This is a genomic window from Lysinibacillus sp. ZYM-1 (assembly GCF_001308875.1).
Lineage (GTDB): Bacteria > Bacillota > Bacilli > Bacillales_A > Planococcaceae > Lysinibacillus.
In genome coordinates this window covers 1-21558 of the sequence record NZ_KQ465127.1, presented here as the reverse complement: position 1 = coordinate 21558, position 21558 = coordinate 1, and the positions used below count along the sequence as shown (strand labels likewise).

At 38.9% G+C, this 21558-nt stretch carries 26 protein-coding genes; 24 read left to right on the top strand and 2 right to left on the bottom strand.

Going from position 1 to position 21558, the window contains the following annotated elements:
- The first annotated feature begins 78 nt into the window (after positions 1-78).
- From AO843_RS16395 to AO843_RS16295, 21 genes are all read left to right on the top strand, one after another.
- Entirely contained in the window at positions 79-996 is a 918-nt protein-coding gene (locus tag AO843_RS16395) for a hypothetical protein (RefSeq protein WP_054612166.1), read from the top strand.
- Positions 997-1077: 81 nt separating this feature from the next.
- On the top strand, positions 1078-2055 hold the full coding sequence (locus tag AO843_RS16390; RefSeq protein ID WP_054612165.1) for a thymidylate synthase: 978 nt from the start codon (positions 1078-1080) through the stop codon (positions 2053-2055).
- A gap of 184 nt (positions 2056-2239) precedes the next feature.
- Entirely contained in the window at positions 2240-2425 is a 186-nt protein-coding gene (locus AO843_RS16385) for a hypothetical protein (RefSeq protein ID WP_231630179.1), read from the top strand.
- 45 nt (positions 2426-2470) lie between these two features.
- Positions 2471-2677, top strand: coding sequence for a hypothetical protein (locus AO843_RS16380; protein ID WP_054612163.1), 207 nt, complete (start codon positions 2471-2473; stop codon positions 2675-2677).
- A gap of 113 nt (positions 2678-2790) precedes the next feature.
- Positions 2791-3204, top strand: coding sequence for an Rrf2 family transcriptional regulator (locus tag AO843_RS16375; RefSeq protein WP_054612162.1), 414 nt, complete (start codon positions 2791-2793; stop codon positions 3202-3204).
- A gap of 71 nt (positions 3205-3275) precedes the next feature.
- Positions 3276-3905 (top strand): NAD(P)-dependent oxidoreductase, encoded by a 630-nt coding sequence (locus AO843_RS16370; protein WP_054612161.1) that lies wholly within the window; start codon positions 3276-3278, stop codon positions 3903-3905.
- 324 nt (positions 3906-4229) lie between these two features.
- Positions 4230-5648 carry an aspartate ammonia-lyase gene (gene aspA / locus AO843_RS16365; protein ID WP_054612160.1) on the top strand — a complete coding sequence of 473 codons (1419 nt, stop codon included), beginning with the start codon at positions 4230-4232 and terminating at the stop codon, positions 5646-5648.
- A 172-nt stretch (positions 5649-5820) separates the two neighbouring features.
- The gene (locus AO843_RS16360) at positions 5821-7065 is read left to right on the top strand and encodes a methyl-accepting chemotaxis protein (RefSeq protein ID WP_054612159.1); all 1245 of its coding nucleotides are present in this window, start codon (positions 5821-5823) and stop codon (positions 7063-7065) included.
- A gap of 469 nt (positions 7066-7534) precedes the next feature.
- Positions 7535-7837, top strand: a complete 303-nt coding sequence (gene ureA, locus AO843_RS16355) for an urease subunit gamma (RefSeq protein WP_054612158.1) — start codon at positions 7535-7537, stop codon at positions 7835-7837.
- A 14-nt stretch (positions 7838-7851) separates the two neighbouring features.
- Entirely contained in the window at positions 7852-8220 is a 369-nt protein-coding gene (locus AO843_RS16350) for an urease subunit beta (protein ID WP_054612157.1), read from the top strand.
- Entirely contained in the window at positions 8217-9932 is a 1716-nt protein-coding gene (gene ureC / locus AO843_RS16345; protein WP_054612156.1) for an urease subunit alpha, read from the top strand. The genes AO843_RS16350 and ureC overlap by 4 nt, the downstream gene beginning before the upstream one ends.
- A 52-nt stretch (positions 9933-9984) precedes the next feature.
- Positions 9985-10431 carry an urease accessory protein UreE gene (locus tag AO843_RS16340; protein ID WP_054612155.1) on the top strand — a complete coding sequence of 149 codons (447 nt, stop codon included), beginning with the start codon at positions 9985-9987 and terminating at the stop codon, positions 10429-10431.
- A complete protein-coding gene (locus AO843_RS16335) occupies positions 10373-11113 on the top strand; it encodes an urease accessory protein UreF (protein WP_231630178.1) in 741 nt (246 codons plus the stop codon). The genes AO843_RS16340 and AO843_RS16335 overlap by 59 nt, the downstream gene beginning before the upstream one ends.
- Positions 11114-11130: 17 nt before the next feature.
- Positions 11131-11760: an urease accessory protein UreG gene (gene ureG, locus AO843_RS16330; RefSeq protein WP_054612153.1), complete on the top strand. Its 630-nt coding sequence runs from the start codon at positions 11131-11133 to the stop codon at positions 11758-11760.
- Positions 11753-12559 carry an urease accessory protein UreD gene (locus tag AO843_RS16325; protein ID WP_054612225.1) on the top strand — a complete coding sequence of 269 codons (807 nt, stop codon included), beginning with the start codon at positions 11753-11755 and terminating at the stop codon, positions 12557-12559. Before ureG ends, AO843_RS16325 begins: the two co-directional genes overlap by 8 nt.
- 28 nt (positions 12560-12587) lie before the next feature.
- Complete coding sequence (locus tag AO843_RS16320; protein WP_231630177.1) at positions 12588-14180, top strand: ABC transporter substrate-binding protein; 1593 nt, start codon at positions 12588-12590, stop codon at positions 14178-14180.
- Positions 14170-15138 (top strand): ABC transporter permease, encoded by a 969-nt coding sequence (locus AO843_RS16315; protein WP_054612152.1) that lies wholly within the window; start codon positions 14170-14172, stop codon positions 15136-15138. Before AO843_RS16320 ends, AO843_RS16315 begins: the two co-directional genes overlap by 11 nt.
- Complete coding sequence (locus AO843_RS16310; RefSeq protein WP_054612151.1) at positions 15135-15944, top strand: ABC transporter permease; 810 nt, start codon at positions 15135-15137, stop codon at positions 15942-15944. The genes AO843_RS16315 and AO843_RS16310 overlap by 4 nt, the downstream gene beginning before the upstream one ends.
- Before the next feature lie 49 nt (positions 15945-15993).
- Complete coding sequence (locus tag AO843_RS16305; RefSeq protein WP_255350385.1) at positions 15994-16683, top strand: ATP-binding cassette domain-containing protein; 690 nt, start codon at positions 15994-15996, stop codon at positions 16681-16683.
- 12 nt (positions 16684-16695) lie between these two features.
- Positions 16696-17424 (top strand): ABC transporter ATP-binding protein, encoded by a 729-nt coding sequence (locus tag AO843_RS16300; protein ID WP_054612222.1) that lies wholly within the window; start codon positions 16696-16698, stop codon positions 17422-17424.
- A gap of 65 nt (positions 17425-17489) precedes the next feature.
- On the top strand, positions 17490-18959 hold the full coding sequence (locus tag AO843_RS16295; protein WP_054612150.1) for an amidase family protein: 1470 nt from the start codon (positions 17490-17492) through the stop codon (positions 18957-18959).
- Between the two features lie 44 nt (positions 18960-19003).
- Here AO843_RS16295 and AO843_RS16290 read toward each other — a convergent pair whose 3' ends face one another.
- A complete protein-coding gene (locus AO843_RS16290) occupies positions 19004-19408 on the bottom strand; it encodes a YhfM domain-containing protein (RefSeq protein ID WP_054612149.1) in 405 nt (134 codons plus the stop codon).
- Between the two features lie 102 nt (positions 19409-19510).
- On the opposite strand from AO843_RS16290, the gene AO843_RS16285 reads away from it, so the two are divergent.
- From AO843_RS16285 to AO843_RS16275, 3 genes are all read left to right on the top strand, one after another.
- Positions 19511-19891 (top strand): PH domain-containing protein, encoded by a 381-nt coding sequence (locus AO843_RS16285; RefSeq protein WP_054612148.1) that lies wholly within the window; start codon positions 19511-19513, stop codon positions 19889-19891.
- Positions 19892-19985: 94 nt separating this feature from the next.
- Positions 19986-20336 carry a YkgJ family cysteine cluster protein gene (locus tag AO843_RS16280; protein ID WP_054612147.1) on the top strand — a complete coding sequence of 117 codons (351 nt, stop codon included), beginning with the start codon at positions 19986-19988 and terminating at the stop codon, positions 20334-20336.
- A gap of 329 nt (positions 20337-20665) precedes the next feature.
- Positions 20666-21175: a GNAT family N-acetyltransferase gene (locus tag AO843_RS16275; protein WP_054612146.1), complete on the top strand. Its 510-nt coding sequence runs from the start codon at positions 20666-20668 to the stop codon at positions 21173-21175.
- Positions 21176-21263: 88 nt separating this feature from the next.
- Here the strand turns inward: AO843_RS16275 and AO843_RS16270 are convergent.
- Positions 21264-21558 (bottom strand): integrase core domain-containing protein (locus AO843_RS16270; protein ID WP_156313979.1); only part of this gene is annotated, 295 nt, incomplete at its 5' end.

Sequence of the window (21558 nt, the reverse complement as noted above, 5' to 3'; positions counted from 1 at the left end):
CGGAATAACGAAATAGTTTTTTCGGACATGGCTGTGATAGGGTAAGTTTAATATTGTGACGAAAAGGGGGATTATTATATGAAAAAAAGCTTATTAACACTGATTCTTTTTTTCCTAATCGCCTTGATTACCACTCCATTGACCACAAAGGCCAATGCAGTTGATCAAGATAAAGTCGAGGTTGAAATTTGCCTAATCGGTAGTGATAACCACTTTGTTTATAAGATACCAAAGCGATTACATAAGGATATACCATATACGGAGATGAGAAATGGTATTCAAACTTCCCTTGCTAGTCATTGGAAGATTGAAGAGGCCCGTTATGACACAAATAAAACGGATGTATCCTATACATTTTACATTCAGGACTTATTCCAAGAAAAGCAAAATGGACAGTTAAAAGTGGCCATTCCTTATAGTATTTTGGTAGGGATGTTTGGAGAGCAAGATCCTATTCAATTGCGCATTTTAGCGAGTAAATTATCGAATTGGACAGTGAATACAAAAGATTGGACAGCGCTTGGCTTTATGGAGCCTTTTACCTTTTTAAGTGAGCGTGAATATGTCTATGATGGAGCCGTCAATGATCTATTAAATCAAAGGGTTGGTCATTTTGATGGTACGATCCAGAAAAGTCAATTCTTCCTTTACGGGGTTATTTATTTTAGTTTTATTGGGGTCCAATTGCTTGCTTGTTTCATATTATCGAGACGATTAAAAAGGAAAATCATCGACAATCCCGACAATTTGCATCAGTTTCGTAAATTCAATTACATGTATCAATCTTTGCCGATTATGATTATTGTTGCACAAATTATTTTTCTGGTGCTTTCGGGTTTGATCACAGCATTCGGTCTTTATTTTAGTCCTGGTATCGATTTATTAGTCATTGTTGGACCAGTTTTATTGAATATCATCTTGCTGCCTACTTTTTTCGTCACAACAGAGAGTGAAATTTCGAAAGAGCTTACTAACAATTCCTCTCGTTCGAGTTGATAATGGAATAATTTCTTCGTACGAAAATACGTGACGAAATGGTATAATGGTCAACAGCAACTGGAAGGAGCTGTTGAAAAAATGTCGCATCCAGAAATGGCGTACTTAAATTTACTACAACATATATTAGAAAATGGCACGAAAAAAGAGGATCGTACGGGGACGGGTACATATAGCGTCTTTGGCTACCAAATGCGTTTTGATTTAAGCAAAGGATTTCCTCTTTTAACGACAAAACGCGTACCTTTTAAGCTTGTCGCGAGCGAATTATTATGGTTCATTAAAGGGGATACAAATATACGTTATCTATTGCAACATAATAATCACATTTGGGATGAATGGGCATTTAAAAAATGGGTAGAATCAGATGACTATACAGGGCCTGATATGACGGATTTTGGTCGACGTTGTTTAGAGGATGAGGCGTTTAATAAATTATATCAAAAAGAGCTAGCTTCATTTTGTGAGCGTGTCTTAACAGATGATGACTTTGCGCAAAAATATGGAGATCTTGGTAATGTCTATGGCAAACAATGGCGTCATTGGACAACCTCTACTGGGGAAACGATCGACCAGTTACAAGATGTCATTCATCAAATTAAACATAACCCAGATTCACGACGTATTATTGTCAATGCTTGGAATCCTGAGGATGTCATCAATGCAGGCGCGAAGGGCAGTAAAGCCGCATTACCGCCCTGTCATGTGATGTTTCAATTTTATGTGTCCAACGGCAAATTGAGCTGTCAGTTAATGCAAAGAAGCTTGGATACATTATTGGGCTGTCCGTTTAATATAGCTTCTTACGCTTTATTAACACACCTGATTGCACATGAGTGTGGATTAGAGGTTGGCGAGTTTATTCATAGTATTGGGGATGCTCATATTTATGCGAACCATGTGAAGCAAGTAAAAGAACAGTTAGCTCGAGAGCTAAAAGACCTACCGACATTGCACATCAATCCAGATAAAGCATCGATTTTTGATATCGAGCTTGAGGATTTATCAATCGAAGGGTATGATCCACATCCTGCAATTAAAGCTCCAATTGCCGTCTAACATTAGCAGCAGCCGTTTTGGTTGCTGTTTTTTAAAGCCTTATAAATAGGTCTAAATATATGTTTTACTAAATAGGCTAGTCGTTGGATGACTGAAAGATGAAAAGTTGATTATAGTAATCGTGGGATTGTTAGCATAATTTGGAACTGAAGTGTCTGTCAAATTTATGGTAGAGGTGAAAGTTGTGAAGAAAACAATGATACTTCAAGCAGAGGAAAGTGAGCAACAGTCCAATCATCTAGAACGAAAAATTGTTTCCGAGCAACAGGCGCATACCGCTAATACCTCAAAGTTATCCCGGCAACAAATTCTCGACATGATGCAAGTGATTGAAGAAATCCGAGTAAAAGGCTATAAAGAAAGACTGTAAATGTAAGCGCCTTCTAAGCTATAATGGCTGAGGAGGTGTTTTTTTATGAACGTAATCTTTGTAGATTCATTTTCTGGAGATGAATTATTACAAATAGTAACTCACGATGTGGCAGGAATGCTTGTAGCCGCACAGGGTGAAAGTGTGACGTTCCCAGTAGGTCATTTTAAGTATGAATTTCATAATTTAGATTTTTATGAAGACAATGGGCAAATCCGTCAAGAACTTGTGATTTATGTGAAAAAATTGTAAGCGATGTATAGGAAAGAAGGAAACGGAAAATATAAAGACAGGTAGTAAAAGGGCAATGTACTTGCTTTTTTATGCACCTGTAACTATAATGGTTACAACAGGTGGTGATACATATGGTGAACAGTCGATTTTCGGTGGCGATCCATATTCTTTCGCTCATTGCTACAACATCTGATAAAAGCCTACTTACGTCCGACTTTATTGCTGGAAGTGTAAATACAAATCCAGTTGTTGTAAGACGTATGATTGGTGTTCTAAAAAAAGCAGGCTTATTGTCATCACATTCAGGGGTTGCGGGGTATGAGCTATTAGTGGAGCCAAAGAAATTAACACTGTTAGCGATTTATCAAGCAATCGATGGGCCAGAACAGCTTTTTGCAATTCATGATGAGCCAAATCCAGCGTGTGCAGTAGGGCGAGAAATCCAACATACATTGGAAGATGTGTATACATCTATTTGGCAGGCAATGAAAGAGCAACTACAGGCACAGACTTTACAGGATGTGCTAGATCAACTTCGTACTTAGTCGAAGATGGTCTTTCTGTATCTAACCTGTAACTAAAATGGTTACATCTATATTTGAAGGAGGAACATTTAATGAAAATTGCTGTCATTGGTGCAACAGGGAAAGCAGGACAAAAAATTGTAGGGGAAGCGGTACAACGTGGGCATGAGGTAACAGCCATCGCTCGTTCCGCTGCGAAAGTAACAGCAGCTATTCCTGTTATTGAAAAAGATGTGTTTGATTTAACACAAGAAGATATCAAAGGCTTCGATGTAGTGGTGAATGCGTTTGGCGCGCCAGCTGGTCAGGAGGACTTGCATGTGAAAGCTGGTCGTCATTTAATTGGAATTTTCAATGGTATTGATACAAAATTATTTGTCGTGGGAGGGGCAGGAAGTCTTTTTGTGGATCCAGAAAAACAAATACGTGTTATGGACACACCTGATTTCCCAGACATGTTCCTTGCAACTGCGCAAAATCAAGGACAAAATCTACAGGATTTACAACAATCGGCTATCCATTGGACATTTTTAAGTCCATCTGCATTTTTCGATCCAGAAGGTCCACGTACAGGTCACTATACAACAGGTGCAGACCATTTATTGGTTAACGAAGCCGGTGAAAGCTATGTCAGTTATGCAGATTTTGCAGTGGCAGTGTTAGATGAACTTGAAAATCCACAACATAAAAATAGCCGTTTTACTGTGACATCAACTAAATAATAATAAGAAATAATGAACCAATAGAATTGACCTCGTCGGAATTTCTATTGGTTTTTTTCTTGGACAGACAGTTGTGATTCGTTGTGAATATGAGTAAGCAGCAGACATTCCTTATACGATACGAATGGTGAAGGCTCCATTTATATTTTGAATAGATCATTTAACGGCTAATAATGCTGGGCCACTAATAAAATGTGCTCGGTTTTTAGCGGATTCTTTGCTTTTTTGAAGATTTTTTTTCGTTTACTGAAAAATGACTGTTTACAATACGACTTTTATTAGCTACTATCAAGTGTGAGTATTACATAAAAGGAGACGACAATGATGTCAACACAACGTATAGAAAAAGATTTTTTAGGTGAGCGCGTATTACCAGCGGAAGCGTATTATGGGATTCAAACGCTACGTGCTACTGAAAACTTCCCGATTACAGGCTACACAATTCACTCTTCACTTATTAAAGCGATGGGGATTGTGAAGAAAGCAGCTGCTTTAAGTAATATGGAAGTACACCTATTATCAAAAGAAATTGGTGAGGCAATTGTCGAAGCAGCACAAGAAGTGATTGAGGGCAAATGGGATGCAGAATTTCTTGTAGACCCAATCCAAGGTGGGGCAGGAACATCCATCAATATGAATGCGAATGAAGTGATCGCCAACCGCGCCCTAGAAATTTTAGGGAAAGAAAAAGGTGACTATCATACAGTTAGTCCGAACAGTCATGTAAATATGTCACAATCAACAAATGATGCTTTCCCAACAGCTATTCACATCGCTGTGTTAAATTTAATAGATGAATTATTAGAAACGATGGATTATATGCAATCAGTTTTCCATCAAAAAGCAGAGCAATTTGCACATGTCATTAAAATGGGACGTACGCATTTACAGGATGCAGTGCCAATTCGCTTAGGACAAGAGTTCGAGGCTTATTGCCGTGTGATCAACCGTGATATTGTACGTATTCGTCAAACACGTCCAAACTTATATGACGTAAATATGGGTGCAACTGCTGTAGGGACAGGTTTAAATGCCTTCCCAGATTACATTAAATCTGTTGATGAGCATCTTGCAGAAATTTCTGGTTTACCATTAAAAGGTGCGACTCATTTAGTAGATGCTACACAAAATACAGATGCTTATACAGAAGTATCTGGTGCTTTAAAAATTTGTATGATTAATATGTCGAAAATTGCCAATGACTTACGTTTAATGGCTTCTGGTCCACGTGCCGGCTTAGCAGAAATCCTTTTACCAGCTCGTCAACCAGGTTCTTCTATTATGCCAGGTAAAGTAAACCCTGTTATGCCAGAGGTACTGAACCAAGTTGCATTCCAAGTAATTGGTAATGATCATACGATTTCTCTTGCTTCTGAAGCTGGTCAATTAGAGTTAAATGTTATGGAGCCTGTATTAGTATTTAACCTAATCCAATCCATTAGCATCATGAATAATGTTTTCCGTGCGTTTACAGAAAACTGCTTAAAAGATATTGAAGCAAATGAAGAGCGCATGAAAGAATATGTAGAGAAAAGTGTAGGGGTACTAACGGCTGTTAACCCTCATATTGGCTATGAAGTTGCTGCTCGTCTTGCACGTGAAGCGATTCTAACTGGTCGTTCAATTCGTGAACTTTGTATTGAAGCTGGTGTCTTGACAAAAGAACAATTAGACTTAATTTTAGATCCATATGAAATGACACATCCAGGTATCGCTGGCTCTAGTATCATGAATTTGAAATAAATATTGAGGACTGTAGATATGCCTTCGTGGTGTCTACAGTCTTTTTTTATAGAAAGCTCAGATAGGTTTTAGACCTTTATTCTTATAAAAACAGAGCATTTTCTTATGGTTTTTAGGATTATTAAACTATAATGATGGCAAGGAAGTAATATTTTAGTTGGGGGAATTTGCTATGAGTTTAAGAAATAAGAGTTTACTTGGCTTTTCAGCTTTAAATGTTTTAATGATTATTATTTTATATTTAGATTTGGCCAATGTAACCACATTAGAATGGCTTGCAACCGTTTTAACAGTCTTGGGAATTGCCATTACACTTTCGTACACGGTCTATGTCCATTTTAAGGTAATACAGCCTATCAAACAATTAACGGAGGCTGCACAAGATATAACCGCAGGCCAATTTGATACAGTTGTCATTGAGGTACATGACAAAAGTGAAATTTCTCAGCTAGCACAATCTTTTGTAGAGATGAAGAATCAATTACGAACAATGACACAAAAAATTGCGAATAGCTCTACGGATTTATCGGCTAGCATTGAAGAATTATCAGCAAGTACAAATGAAATTACGCTAGCTGTGGAAGAAGTAGATCAGCAGATAGAAAAAACATCAGAGGGCTTGAAACAAGCTGCTCAATCGGCTACTTATAGTGCCCATGCCATGCAAGAAACTGTCGATGGAATCGAACGTATTACGGTCGCGACACAGGATGTTTTTAGTCATGCCAAAGATGCCAATGAAATTGCAGGAAACGGGGCAACGATTTTAAATGTAGCGAAAGAACAAATGCAATTTATTTCATCGTCAACAGAAAAAACAAGTGGTCTTATGCAGCAGCTATCCAATAAAATGTCAGATATTAAATCGATGACAGCTATGATTACAACCATTACAGATCAAACCAATCTATTAGCTTTAAATGCTGCTATTGAAGCAGCACGTGCGGGAGAACATGGGAAAGGCTTTGCGGTTGTTGCAGAAGAGGTGCGCCAATTAGCTGAGCAGTCGAAGCATTCTGCTACGCAAATTGTTGACTTAGTTGTAGGTATTGAACATGATACAAAACAAGTCGCATCTTCAGTGGAAGAGGATTTGAAAAATGTTCAGCAAGGTGTTTATGTCATTGATGAGGCGACAAAATCATTCGGGAACATCTCGCAGCATGTTAGTCGCATGAATAACCAGCTTGAAGACATTTCCGCAACAGCCGAGCAGCTTTCCAGTAGCGCTAATGAAGTGGCATCGACTGTGATAACCATTGCGGATGGAATGGGCAGATTATCGAATTACACAGAGTCCGTTTTGCATTCAATGGATGAGCAAACTGCCTCCATGCAAGCAGTCAATCATGTCACACAGGATTTAAGTGTGCAAGCTGATAATTTACAAAAGTTAACAAATCAATTCGGTGTTTAAGATGAAAGAAGGAAAATTTCAAGGGTTTATAGCCCTGAAATAATGACCCTTGTAAAATAAATTTACAAGTTTTTTAGTATAATTTTAGTTTCACTATACTCAAAACGAAAAGAGGCTTTTTTACAGATGATCATTTTTCTGTAAAATAAGCCTCTTTTTTTATGAATTATTTATAAAACTTGTAAATTCACAGACAAATAAAAATGTTGAATTTTTTAATGTAGTTTCTTATAATGGACTAGCTGTTACCTCTATTACTCACTTCAACTATTGCAACCCGCATTCGCCGGGTCAACAAGTCATTTCTATTTCTCTTCGCATATCCCTTGCGAAATCATAATTTGTAAGACAACAATTTAATGTTTAAAAAAACTGAATGGTATGAAAATACTAATGTAATTGAAAGGAAGAATGCTTCAAAAAATATTATTGAAAGATAATTCTGAATATAGGAAAGTGAGAGATTGATTTGAAGCTATCACCAGTAGAACAAGAAAAACTACTCCTCCATGTGGCAGGAGAACTTGCGCTGAAAAGAAAAGCTCGCGGCTTAAAGCTAAATTATCCAGAAGCTGTTGCTCTGATTAGTAGTTTCATAATGGAGGGAGCTAGAGACGGGAAAACTGTCGCACAGCTAATGAGTGAAGCCAAGCATGTACTCGCATCGGAAGACGTAATGGAAGGTGTCGGGGACATGATTTCAGATGTACAAGTTGAATGTACATTCCCAGATGGGACAAAGCTTGTCACAGTTCACCGTCCAATTCAGTAAAGGAGTGTTAGCAGATGATTCCTGGAGAAATCCGACCAAAAAATGGTGTCATTGAAATCAATGTGGGCCGGGTAACTAAGAAGGCACTGGTAGCGAATACAGGTGACCGCCCGATCCAAGTAGGGTCACATTTTCATTTTATCGAAGTGAATAGATTTCTAGAATTTAATCGAGAAGATGCAATCGGTATGCATTTAAATATTCCATCCGGGACAGCAGTACGCTTTGAACCAGGAGAAGAAAAAGAAGTAGAGCTTGTCGAATTTGGTGGTAAACAGCATGTCTTTGGCCTAAATATGTTAACGGAAGGGTCAACCCACCATAAAGATGAAATTTTAGACAAGGCAATTGAAGGTGGCTTTAAAGGAGCGGAAGAAAAATGAAGGTAACACATGAAGCTTACGCGAAAATGTTTGGTCCTACTGTTGGCGATAAAGTTCGTTTAGCAGATACGGACTTATGGATTGAAATCGAAAAGGACTATACATCATACGGAGATGAAGGTGTCTTTGGTGGTGGTAAATCATTGCGTGTCTCGATGGGACAAAACGGTAAAAATACACGTAATGAAGGTGTACTAGATACAGTTATTACGAACGTCATCATTATCGATTATACAGGTATTGTTAAAGCTGATATTGGCATTAAAGATGGTCGAATTATTGGTATCGGCAAAGCAGGCAATCCGAATAGCATGGACGGTGTTGATCAGGACATGATTATCGGTGTGGGGACAGAGGTTTATGCAGGCGAAGGGCTCATTGCAACGGCAGGCGCTATTGACACACATATCCATTTCATCAGCCCCGATCAAGTAGAAACAGCCCTGTTAGCAGGGACAACTACATTTATTGGGGGTGGAACAGGGCCAGCAGCTGGTTCGAAGGCGACAAGCTTAACTGCTGGTGAATGGCATCTACATCGTATGTTACAGGCTGTAGAAGGCTTCCCAATCAATGTTGGTTTGCTTGGCAAGGGTAGTGCATCCGACCCAGCTCCAATTATTGAGCAAGTTCGTGCGGGTGCCATTGGTTTGAAAATTCATGAGGACTGGGGGGCAACACCTGCCGCACTCGATCAAAGCTTAACCGTTGCAGATGAATACGATATTCAAGTAGCCCTACACTCCGATACATTAAATGAAGCAGGGTTTGTGGAAGATACAATCAATGCCATTGATGGCCGTGTGATTCATATTTTCCATACGGAAGGTGCAGGTGGAGGACACGCGCCAGACCAGTTAGTGATGGCATCTTTACCGAATATATTGCCAGCATCGACGAATCCTACGAAACCATTTACAACGAACACGATTGATGAGCATTTAGATATGTTGATGGTCTGCCATCACTTGAAGCATGATGTCCCAGAAGATGTGGCCTTTGCGGATTCCCGTATTCGACCTGAAACGATTGCGGCAGAAGATATTATGCAGGACTTAGGGATTTTGAGTATCATGTCTTCGGATTCGCAGGCGATGGGTCGTGTTGGAGAAGTAACGATACGTACGTTCCAAACAGCAGACAAAATGAAAAAGCAGCGAGGTCCTTTACCACAGGATGAGGGCAAGGATCACGATAATTATCGCATTAAACGCTATATGGCGAAGCTAAATATTAACCCCGCAATTGCACATGGGATTAGCCATGAGGTTGGTTCACTTGAAGAAGGGAAATTAGCCGATATCGTCTTATGGGAGCCAGCGTTCTTTGGTGTAAAGGCGGAAGTTGTCATCAAGGCTGGAATTGCGGTCTATGGTATCACAGGTGATCCTAATGCATCTATTCCAACACCACAGCCAATGAAAGGTCGTCAGACATATGGCTTCTATGGACAAGGTCCGCAAAATTGTGGGATGACATTTTTACCGAAAATCGCTGTGGAAGAAGGCTTACCAGATAAATTAGGCTTAAAACGAATGATTGGAACGGTTTTGAATTGCCGAAATATTCGTAAAGCTGACATGAAGCTCAATAATGAGACGCCGGAAATAGATGTCAATCCAGAAACATATGAAGTAAAAATTGATGGTGAATTAGCAACATGTGAGCCAGTGGACGTACTACCAATGGCACAACGATATTTCTTATTCTAAGCAATCAAAGTGAGTGTAACAGCCAATAAAAAGAGGATGAGGTGCTGAATATATGTTAATTGAAAAAATTATGGGAAACATTGCCCACGAAGAAGAACATCAACAAAAGACAACAGAATGGATCGATCTAGAGTGGGAGGAATTAAGCAAACGAATTCTTCGCACAGAAACAGATCAAGGCACAGATATTGCTTTACGCTTAGAGGGTGATGAACCATTAAAGTATGGCGACTTATTATGGGAAGATGATCACCGTCGAATTGCGGTCCGCACTAAATTAGAACCAGTTATTGTTATTACGCCTAAAGACATGCAGGAAATGGGAAAATCAGCTTTTGAATTAGGAAATCGCCATACACCTTGCCTAATTGAAAACAATGAAATTATCGTACGAGCAGATCATACGATAAATCCATTATTAGATGAAATAGGGGTGCACTATGAAACTACAGAAAGACGTTTCAAGCAGCCATTCAAATACCGTGGACACGCTCACTAACTTATCCATACTGCAACTATTGCAGATTCATGATTCCGCATTTCCAATTGGTTCGTATACGCATTCCTATGGTATGGAAACGTATATTCAGGAAGATCTTATTTGCACAAAGGACCAATTAATCGAATTTTGTCAGGCTTATTTATTTCATAATTTAGTTTACGGGGATGCCATCATTATTCAAGAAGCGTTCCATGCAGCAAAAGAAAGAGATGTTGATCATCTCTCGGAGCTCGATGAACTTTGTGGAGCCATGAAGCTAGCCAAAGAATCCAAAGAGGCAAGTGTCAATGTTGGGAAGCAATTTATGCGAACAGTGGCACCTTTGATGGAAAGTCCTTTCTTATTGCAATGGAAAGAGAAAATCGACTGTGAAGAAGTGAAGGGGCATTACGCTGTCCTTTATGGCATCTATTGTGAGGCGTTAGGTGTCAATGTATTTCACACAGTTATGACCTTTATGTATGCTTCAATCAGTGGCTTAGTACAAAATGCTGTACGTGCAGTACCATTTGGTCAAAATACAGGTGTTCAAGCATTGAATGAGCTATTGATTTCAGTAGAAGAAGCAGCGCAAACAGTGATGTCGTTAACGATGGATGATTTAGCTAATAATGCATTAGGAATTGAACTAGCATCCATGAAACATGAGTTTTTATATTCAAGATTATTTATTTCATAGAAAGAGAGAGGATAAAAATGAAACCAATACGTATTGGTGTCGGCGGACCAGTAGGGTCAGGGAAAACATCTTTAGTAGATCAATTAACACGTGTGATGCACGAGCATTATAATGTAGCGGTTATCACGAATGATATTTACACAAGGGAAGATGCCCAATATTTAATAACAAACGGTGTTTTAGAGGAAGAGCGAATTATTGGGGTGGAAACAGGTGGTTGCCCTCATACTGCTATTCGTGAGGACGCATCGATGAATTTTGCAGCAATTGATGATTTAAATAAACGTTTCCAAGATTTAGATATTATTTTCATTGAAAGTGGTGGCGATAACCTATCTGCGACATTTAGTCCTGAGCTCGTGCATGGCTATATTTATGTAATTGATGTGGCAGAAGGACAGGATATTCCGCGAAAAGGCGGTCCAGCACTGACGCGTTCGGATTTATTATTAATCAATAAAACATCATTGGCACCTCATGTTGGGGTGGATCTAGAGCTTATGGATCAAGATGTGAAAAAAATGCGTGGGGGTCGTCCATACATTTTTGCAGATGTTCGTTCACAAACGAATGTAGATAAGGTGGTTGAATGGATTCAACACCATATGCTACTTGAAGGTGCCGAAGCAGTTGACAACCATGCTTAATCAACAAAAAGTGAATCATTTCGGCAAATTAGAAATGGCCTTTGAGCCTAGGAGGGGCTATACACGACTTGTTCATGTGTACCAGCAGCCTCCCTTAAAGGCAAGCCGGGAACTATATGAAGGCAGTGATCCTACTGCCACAGTTTTTTTGATGGAATCCTCTGGTGGAATGGTAGCGGGAGATCGCAATGAAATTTCTGTCAAACTAGCGCCAGACAGCCAAGTAAGACTCAAGCAACAATCAGCCTTGAAAATCTATCCTTCACACACTGGTGAGCATTGTACACAGGCTATTACGGTTGAGATTGCTGACAAGGCTCGGTTGGAATGGCTCCCTGAAGTGATCATCCCATTTGAACGAGCAAAGTTTCAAGTTGATACGACGATTCGCATGAAAGAGAGCTCGACATTGATTTGGGGTGAAATTATTGCACCAGGTAGAGAAAAGCGAGGAGAGATCTTTGATTATCAAGCCTTCCAATCTAAATATAAGGTTTATGTAGAGGACAATCTTATTGCATTTGATTCCCTCCATTTTAAGCCACAGGAGATGAATTTTTCAGCAATTGGCTTGCTCGAGAAGGCCCTCTATATTGGTTCCCTATGGATTGTGTCACCACTTGTGAAAAATCTTGCCATTAGAGATTTACAGGATATGATTCAACAGGAGCATTCTCTACAAGCAAGCGTGACAAAGCTAACAGATCAGGCGATTCATTGTAGATGGCTCGCCAAAGAGCAACGAACACTTCACAAAGAAATAAACAGTATGTTTGAACATATGACAACATTGCTGTAATTGCTGTTGTGATAAAGGAGATAGTAAATTGAAAAAGTTTTCAATATTGATACTTCTGATGATACTAGTAGTTAGTCTTGCAGGCTGTACCAAGGAGTCTAGTCAAGGCGAAGAGAAACAGTCAACTGCTACGTCATCTTCTCAGGCAAATGAGCTTGTTTTTGCTTCAGAGTCTGAGTTTGCAGGTTTAAATCCACTTTTGGAGGAAACCAATTTAGACGCCTTTTTATTTAGAGGTCTGATGCGTTTCGATGAAACAAATGTACCTGTTAATGATATTGCTAAAAGCGTTGAAATATCAGATGACCAGATGACTTATACGGTAGTGATCAATAACAATGTGACATTTCATGATGGTCAAGCTTTAACAGTGGACGATATTATTTTTACCATCGATAGTATTCTTGACGATGCAAATGGCTCCTATTTAAAATCTGATTTTATTCATGTGAAGGCCATGAAAAAGATCGACAACACAACAATGACCATCCAATTGGATGAACCATTTACGCCGATGTTAGATAAATTAACTGTGCCTATTTTGCCCAAGCATGCCTTCAAGGGACAGGAAATGAGAACCGCTCCATTTAACCAACACCCAATCGGTGCAGGTCCCTATATGTTCGAACAATGGGATAAAGGAACAAGCCTGACGTTGAAAGCCTTTCCTACTTTTTATGGCACAAAGGCTTCGATTGAAAAAGTCATTTTTAAATTTATCCCTGATAGCAATGTACGTGCCTTACAGCTAAAATCTGGCGAGGTTGATATTGCCTTACTTGACCCAAATCAGGTGGAGGAGCTTTCTCAAGTAGCACATTTAAAAATGTACGAGGTTGAATCAGCTGATTACCGCGGTGTTTTATTCAATATGAAGTATCCTATTTGGAAGGATGTTACGATTCGAAAGGCTATCAGCTATGCAACAGACCGTGCTGGCATTGTAAAAGGCATTTTACATGGTTACGGCATAGAAGCTTATTCGCCCCTACAAAAACATAGCTTTGTTAATAAAGAAATCGAACATTATACTTATGATGTTAAAAAAGCAAATGAGCTCCTAAAGCAAGCAGGCTGGCAACTAGCGGATGACGGTTTCCGCTATAAGGATGGCCAAAAATTAGCGTTTACCATTACGGCACCAATTACAGATACAGTGCGTGTCAATATGGCCAATTATGTGGCAGAGAGTTATAAAGCTGTTGGGGCAGATGTAAAAGTTGCCGCCTTAGATTGGAGCAATATTGTGATTGAAGAAACAGAAGCCTTTATGGTTGGTTGGGGAAGTCCGTATGATGCGGATCATCATACGTATAGCCTATTCCATTCTGGAGAATCAAGTCTTACAAGTGCTGGTTATAATTACGGCAGCTATACCAATGAAAAAGTAGATGCCTTGCTGGAGGAAGGACGTACTACGGTTGATCCTGAACAACGCAAGAAAGTCTATATGGCATTACAGGAGGAGCTTGCTCAAGATCCACCATTTGCCTACTTTGCTTATGTAGATGCTGTGTATGGTATCAATAAACAAATTAGCGGTGTCAAAGAGCGAATTTTAGGTCACCATGGGGCAGGCTTCTTATGGAATGTCGAGGAGTGGAAATGGAATGATCGCTAAATGGCTTGGGAAGCGAGTGATAATGGGGACAATTGTCCTCATTATCGTGAGCTTCCTCTCTTTTTTCATGATGCATGCCGCTCCTGGCAATCCAGCTACAGCTTATTATGGTGGCAATGCCCAAACATTAACGACTGGTGAAAAAGAACGTATTGAACAAGCATTTGGACTCGATAAACCTGTTCTCTTTCAATACGGCACTTGGCTAGGAGAAGCACTGCAAGGGAATTTAGGCTACTCAGCAAAGGAAGGAAGACCTGTTTCAACGATTTTACTTGAGCGTTTACCCAATACGCTACAGCTTATTGTCCTGACGTTATTCCTAGTAACGATTACCTCTATCTGGCTTGGCTTACAAGCAGGCATGAAGGAGGGCTCATTATTGGACCGTGGACTTTCTATCTTTAGTATTGCTAGCTCAGCGATACCACCATTTTGGCTAGGCATATTATTTATCATGGTCTTCTCTATAACGTTAGGTTGGCTTCCGTCATCAGGAATGAATGATGTGCGGGGCGATGGGGGATTGGTGGATCGTTTATACCATATGGTACTCCCATTAACGGTCCTTGTTATTTCACATGTTGGCATCTTTGCCCGTTTTTTGCAGGATAGTGTGAAAGTGGAGAATCATAGTTACTATGTACAAGTTGCACGCGCTAATGGAGTCTCAGAAAGGGAAATTCGAAGTATGATTTTACGAAATGCTGTCATTCCCTACATCAATTATGTCGGTGTTACCATTCCATCATTTTTCGGTGGCTCCATCGTTGTTGAAACATTATTTAGTTGGTCTGGCTTAGGACAGCTTTTGGTAAAATCCGTCATGGTCAAAGATTTCCCTGTTTTGATGGGGGCCATTCTGATCATTGGTGTGGTGGTGGTCATCTGTTTATTCATAATTGATGTCCTGATGATTTGTCTTAACCCTCGACTAAGAAGAGGGGGATTTGTATGAGAACACAGCGAAAGTACCCCCTCTTTTGGATAGTACTTTTAGCGCTCATTTTTACTACAACTATATTCTCTTCTTTATTAGCCCCTTTTGAACCAAATGCGATGGATATGAATCAAATTTATAAAGCGCCAAATGCCACGCATTTATTAGGGACTGATCAGCTAGGTAGAGATGTTCTTTCGCGCTTACTGGTTGGGGGTAAGGTGACGCTATTCATTGCCATTATTTCGGTTGTACTATCAAGTATAATAGGCATCATTTATGGCGGCATAAGTGGTTATTTTGGTGGTGCCATTGATGCGGTGATGATGCGTATTCTCGAAGCATTCTTAACGATTCCTTCATTAGTCATCGTCCTAGCTCTACAAGCTATTATGCAGGGCAGTGTTTGGCGGATGGCGATGATTATGGGTGTTACTGGATGGTTTGTCACAGCTCGTATCGTACGATCTGAGTTTATCCGATTAAAGGAACTAGAATTTGTGCAAATGGCGAAAATGTTCCGCACACCTTTGTGGAAAATTCTCTTTGGTCATTTATTGCGCAATTGTATCCCTGCTATTTTTGTGGTGACCATTTTTAATTTTGCTGGTGCCATTTTTACCGAGGTTTCCTTAAGCTTTTTAGGAATTGGTGTCCCACCAGCTACCCCATCTTGGGGAACAATGCTGTATACAGCGCAAAATGATTTACTTGTAGGTGCTTGGTGGATGGGACTTTTTCCAGGGCTGTTCATCTTTGTAACGATTTTATGCGTGCAAGTTATTGGAGGTACTTTCAAACAAGGGGGGCGATCACATATTTAAGATTGAAAACGTAGCTGTTCATTTAAACGGAAAATATCTCATTCATGATGTGTCTTTTACTGTGCCTAAGGGTCAAATTACCGCTGTCATTGGCGAAAGTGGGAGTGGTAAAAGTACAACCCTTTCAGCCCTTCTAGGAATGCTTCCAGCCCAAGCAGTTATGGAAGGATCGATTCTTTTTAATGAAAGAAATCTCATGGAGCTATCAGAACAGGAGCGAGCAGGGCTACGAAAAAAGCATTTCTTTACCATTTTTCAAGATGCCACGAATAGTTTTTCTCCAACTCTAAAAATCAAGCAGCAATTATATAGGTTGACAGCTTCGCGGCTAGGACAGAAGGAAGAGGCGTTTTTAGGTAAAATCACGGCTATATTAAAGGATTTAAACTTACCAGAGGATGTGTTAAATCGCTATCCCTTTGAGCTTTCTGGCGGGATGCTGCAACGATGTATGCTCGCCTGCGCCTTCTATAATGAGCCGGATGTTTTGATGGCAGATGAACCGACCTCAGCCTTAGATATGCTCCATCAACAGGAGTTTATCAAATTGCTGAAAAATCTCCATGCTCGACTAGGGGCGACAATTATTTTGATTACACATGATTTAGGGGTTGCTGCGATCGCTGATTCAATGATTGTTATGAAAAATGGCGAAATTGTAGAAGCTGGGCAAGTGGCAGAAATCTTTAAAGAGCCCAAGCATCCATACACAAAGCGGCTTGTAGCAAATCATTTTTAGGAGGCGTTGATGTTGTTGCTTCAAGTTGATCATGTCAGTAAAAGCTATCAAACACGACAGCAAGTATTAAAAAATATTAACCTTACAGTGGGAAAAGGTGAAATCGTAGGTCTCGTTGGAGAAAGCGGCAGTGGCAAAAGTACATTAGCCAAAGTAATTATGCAGCTAGAAACGCCTGAAAAAGGGGCAGTGTTCTTTGACAATCAATTGATGGCTAGGCATAATCGCGCGCATTTTTATGAAAATTGTCAAATCATTTTTCAAAATGCTACGGCTGCCTTAAACCCAGTGTGGACAGTCAAGGAACTATTACAAGAGCCAATACAGTCACAAAAGCCAGTGACAGATAGCTATCTACAGACAATGCTTGAAAATGTTAGGCTCCCAACGGATATCTTACAAGCCTTGCCTTCCGAGCTAAGTGGAGGGGAGAGACAACGGGTCAATTTACTAAGATCCATTTTAGTTGAACCCCAACTATTAGTATGTGATGAAATTGTTTCGAGTTTAGATCGCTTGATTCAACGAGAAATTATTGATTTATTAATGTCTCTAAATAAAGAAAGAGACATGGCAATTTTATTTATCTCACATGATTTAAAGGTCGTTTCATATTTGTGTGATCGCATTTATGTCATGAACGCTGGTGAGATTGTCGATGAAAGCCCTAAAAAGGAAAGTAGCTTTACTTTCACCGACAATTATGCACAAATGCTGTTTCAGGCCATAAGAAATGTATAAAAAAACCATATTCACTTCTTTTTAGCATTATTGTTATAATAGTATGAAAACGGCTAGGAGATTATATGGTGATAAAATTTAATAGTTTTTTAAGAGAAGAAATGTCCATATATGATATTCAAAAAGCACTGGAACAGGGGGAAATCACGTCTAAGGAATTAATTATGTATTACTTACACCGTATTGCCAGTTATGATCAAGATGGACCCATGATAAATGCGATGCTTGAAATAAACCCTGAAGCGTTATTTATAGCAGAAGCATTAGATGAAGAAAGAAAATCTAGAGGTGCAAGGGGATTACTTCATGGTATTCCCATTGTATTAAAAGACAATATTGAGACAAAAGATTATATGCACACCAGTGCGGGGACGATAGCATTAGAAAATTTTGTTGCGAATGAAGATGCATTTTTAGTAAAAAAACTTCGTGAAGCGGGAGCAATCATTTTAGGAAAAGCCAATATGACCGAGTTAGCAAACAGCATGTCCAGTACGATGTGGGCTGGCTATAGTTCACGGGGTGGTCAAACGCTAAATCCTTATGGAGACCCAACACTTTTTGTGGGTGGCTCAAGTACTGGATCAGCTGTTGCAGTGGCTGCTAATTTTTCCGTTCTTGCTATCGGAACTGAGACGGACGCATCAATATTGAGCCCAGCTATTCAAAATTCAGTTGTTGGTATAAAACCAACTGTCGGGCTCATAAGTCGTCGGGGGATTATCCCGTTTACCTACGCGCAAGATACCGCAGGCCCATTTGCCCGAACAGTGACAGATGCAGCCATATTATTAGGTGCGTTAACAGGTGTAGATAAGGCAGACAGCGCTACTTATAAAAGTGAAAGAAAAAGTTGTGAGGATTATACAAGTTTCCTAGAGGTTACTGGATTAAAAGGTGCTAGAATTGGTGTTTATAATCAAGGGAGCGACGCATATTATGATTCTGGTGAATATGATGCGGCTCTATTCCATCATGCAATTCAGGTTATGCAAGAACAAGGTGCAGTTGTCATTGAGGACATTGACATCTCTTCATTTCATAGAGAGTGGAAAAAGGGTGTGCTGTTACATGAATTAAAGCATAGTTTGGATAATTTTCTAATAAACTTACCTGCGCATTTTCCTGTACATTCAATGAAGGAATTAATTCAATTCAATCAGCAAACAAAAGTAAACTCGTTGAAATATGGTCAAGATAAGTTAGAGATGCGCCAGAACATACCCAATACATTAAGAAATCCTGACTATTTGCATGCCAAATTAGAAGATATTTATTTTTCACAGGACCAGGGGATTGACTATACCTTGAAAAAATATGAACTTGATGCTATAGTTTTCCCCTCCTATATAGGCTCTACCATTAGCGCGAAAGCAGGTTATCCAACAATAGCTGTACCTGCAGGCTATATGGAAAGTGGCCGACCCTTTGGCATCTCGTTTGCTGGTAATGCGTTCAGTGAAGCAACTTTAATAAAATTCGCCTTTTCATTCGAACAAGCGACAAAACTACGGAAATCCCCACAATTGCACTAATTGCTAGAAAAAAACACTTTCCTTGCTTGAACGGAAAGTGTTTTTTATTCTCGGATCAATGACGATAGTGAGTCGGTAAAATCCTCGGAGATACTATAAATTGTATGTGTATCCTTCACATCCATCAAAGTGCTATTTTGTCCTGTTTGCCCTAACCATAGATGATAGCCATGCTTGTTTCCAGCTGTATCCACTACTTGTAAATCAAATTCTGGAGCAGCCATATCGACAATTCCCTCATTTCTCACAGCAGTTGTAATCGCACCATGGAAAATTTCGAGAGATTCTTCATCCTCATATTCTTTTATAAAATGGGTATTCACACTGCCAAATCCAGTGCTTTTAGAAATGCTGACTTTAGCAAGTTCGCCGTCTGGTAGCTTTTCATCCATACAGCCTGAAAGAACAATGGCTAGTAGAGCGATGACAACCATTCTTAATTTTCTCAATGGAACCCCTCCTTACATGCTAAATAATACCATAATCTTGTGTCGTAGCAGTGCCTTCTTCGTAATATATTAAAAATAAACAGAACTGAAAGGGGATAGAAGATGGGCTTATTTGATGGGTTAATCGGTAATGCAAGTGAAGTGAATTTAGAAAAATTACAAGCTGAGGTAAATGATTTATTAATTCCTCATGAAACGATCAAAAATGCCTATAAAATTATAAGAGATATTTTTATTTTTACAGATAAAAGATTAATCCTCATCGATAAGCAAGGCGTCACGGGCAAGAAAATCGAATATCATTCCATTCCCTATAAAAATATCGTGCATTTTTCAGTGGAAACAGCTGGGACATTTGATTTGGATGCAGAGCTAAAAATATGGGTGTCTGGTAGTCAAATACCAATTCAAAAAAACTTCAATAAGGCAACCAATATTTATAAAGTACAAAGTGTTTTAGCACAGTATGTTTTAGGCTTGTAATTTATGGTATAATAGTAGTAACATTTGCAAACACACCCAAAGCCCGCATTTTATGCGAGGCTTTTTTTGTTGTGCAGAGAAAGGGGTATCAAGGATGGGGAAATTACCATGTGAAGGATGTAAGGGACTGTGCTGTGGCCCAGTTCCAATCACGGAAAATGAACTGAAGAATATAAAAAAGAGGCTCAAATCAATGCCCACCAAATTACGTATAGAACTTAAAAATCAACAAAGATTCGTTGGGACATGTATTTTTTATGATATGCAAAAAGATCGGTGTGGTATCCATTCAGCAAGGCCAGAAATTTGCCGTATGTTTGGTTATTACCAAGAGCTAGTTTGTTTTCGAAATCCAGTAGTAGCCACCAAAACGATGAAAACTTCTACATTCGAAAAGCATATAGGTATTTTATCAATCGATTATATGTGGAAGGATTTTGACTAAATAGAGTTTAGAGTATTAAAAGGTGGAAAGTAGAGAATCGTTTTTCAACAAGAAATCTTCCTTATTGTCACTGTCACTATGTATGTTGAAACAGCACCTATAATCTACAAAATCTTGTGTAAGATCCAGCTCATGAAGTTTTCTTATAGAAGAATTTTTTAAATAACTGAGATTAGTTCTACTTTGTTCAAGAATACAAATTCAATAATCTAATCGGTAATATATTACATTATTTACGGTTTTTTAGTATGATATAACAAATACTATTAGATAGCTTCTTGATAAAAGAAAAATTTTGAAATTTAATCTGTCGAAAATTGGGAGACTTTATGAATATTACAATAAAAAAATTAGAATATGTTGATATTGAAGATTTGTATGAATTTGAGCTTAAGAATAGGGCGTATTTTGAAAAAATGGTACCTAGTCGCGGCAATGAATATTATCATTTTGAAACTTTTAAAGTGAAAAATGAGATCTTATTAGAAGAGCAAGTTCAAAAGTTATCCTATTTCTATTTAATAAAAAATGAAAATGGGCTAATTGTTGGGAGAATAAATTTGGTCGATATTGATAAAAATCAAGAGCTAGGTCATATTGGTTATAGAGTTGATGGAGATCATATTGGTAGAGGAATTGCTAACAAAGCATTAAAATTATTATTAGCAGAGATGAGTAATCTAGGAATCAAGCAAATTGAAGCGAAAACGACGACTAACAATATAGCTTCACAAAAAATATTAGAGAAAAATGGATTTAAATACATCGGCACAAGTGATGAAGAATTTGAGATGAACGGACAAGATTTAAAATTTGTTTATTATAGGTGGGTAGATTGAACTGCACCCCGTCAAGTAGACAGTGGAAATAATAAAAAATGTATTAAGCGGCTTGAACTCTGAATTCAAAAGGACTCAAGCTGTTTAATCATTTCTGGTAGCGATAGTGATTATAAAAATGAATATAGTCATTTATCGCTTGTTCTAACTCTCCATATGTATCGTACTTATATAAATAATACTTCTCACACTTCAGTGTGCCCCAAAATGATTCAATTGGTCCGTTATCACTACATCGACCAACCCGCGTCATACTTTGTGTCATATCGGCTGTTTCCACAATACGCTTAAAATCCTTCGATGTATATTGAAAACCTCGGTCACTATGTATTAACGGCTGCTCGCCTGATTGTAATGATTGAATAGCTGATTTTATTGTTTTG

Bases quoted from the DNA above. Each gene is read 5' to 3' on its own strand.
- AO843_RS16380 (WP_054612163.1), top strand. From the start codon at position 2,471: ATGAACGTAATCTTTGTAGATTCATTTTCTGGAGATGAATTATTACAA.
- AO843_RS16360 (WP_054612159.1), top strand. From the start codon at position 5,821: ATGAGTTTAAGAAATAAGAGTTTACTTGGCTTTTCAGCTTTAAATGTT.
- AO843_RS16335 (WP_231630178.1), top strand. From the start codon at position 10,373: ATGAAACTACAGAAAGACGTTTCAAGCAGCCATTCAAATACCGTGGAC.
- AO843_RS16325 (WP_054612225.1), top strand. From the start codon at position 11,753: ATGCTTAATCAACAAAAAGTGAATCATTTCGGCAAATTAGAAATGGCC.
- AO843_RS16395 (WP_054612166.1), top strand. From the start codon at position 79: ATGAAAAAAAGCTTATTAACACTGATTCTTTTTTTCCTAATCGCCTTG.
- AO843_RS16285 (WP_054612148.1), top strand. From the start codon at position 19,511: ATGGGCTTATTTGATGGGTTAATCGGTAATGCAAGTGAAGTGAATTTA.
- AO843_RS16310 (WP_054612151.1), top strand. From the start codon at position 15,135: ATGAGAACACAGCGAAAGTACCCCCTCTTTTGGATAGTACTTTTAGCG.
- AO843_RS16375 (WP_054612162.1), top strand. From the start codon at position 2,791: ATGGTGAACAGTCGATTTTCGGTGGCGATCCATATTCTTTCGCTCATT.
- ureC (WP_054612156.1), top strand. From the start codon at position 8,217: ATGAAGGTAACACATGAAGCTTACGCGAAAATGTTTGGTCCTACTGTT.
- AO843_RS16275 (WP_054612146.1), top strand. From the start codon at position 20,666: ATGAATATTACAATAAAAAAATTAGAATATGTTGATATTGAAGATTTG.
- ureG (WP_054612153.1), top strand. From the start codon at position 11,131: ATGAAACCAATACGTATTGGTGTCGGCGGACCAGTAGGGTCAGGGAAA.
- AO843_RS16295 (WP_054612150.1), top strand. From the start codon at position 17,490: ATGGTGATAAAATTTAATAGTTTTTTAAGAGAAGAAATGTCCATATAT.
- AO843_RS16390 (WP_054612165.1), top strand. From the start codon at position 1,078: ATGTCGCATCCAGAAATGGCGTACTTAAATTTACTACAACATATATTA.
- AO843_RS16370 (WP_054612161.1), top strand. From the start codon at position 3,276: ATGAAAATTGCTGTCATTGGTGCAACAGGGAAAGCAGGACAAAAAATT.
- aspA (WP_054612160.1), top strand. From the start codon at position 4,230: ATGTCAACACAACGTATAGAAAAAGATTTTTTAGGTGAGCGCGTATTA.
- AO843_RS16340 (WP_054612155.1), top strand. From the start codon at position 9,985: ATGTTAATTGAAAAAATTATGGGAAACATTGCCCACGAAGAAGAACAT.
- AO843_RS16350 (WP_054612157.1), top strand. From the start codon at position 7,852: ATGATTCCTGGAGAAATCCGACCAAAAAATGGTGTCATTGAAATCAAT.
- AO843_RS16280 (WP_054612147.1), top strand. From the start codon at position 19,986: ATGGGGAAATTACCATGTGAAGGATGTAAGGGACTGTGCTGTGGCCCA.
- AO843_RS16315 (WP_054612152.1), top strand. From the start codon at position 14,170: ATGATCGCTAAATGGCTTGGGAAGCGAGTGATAATGGGGACAATTGTC.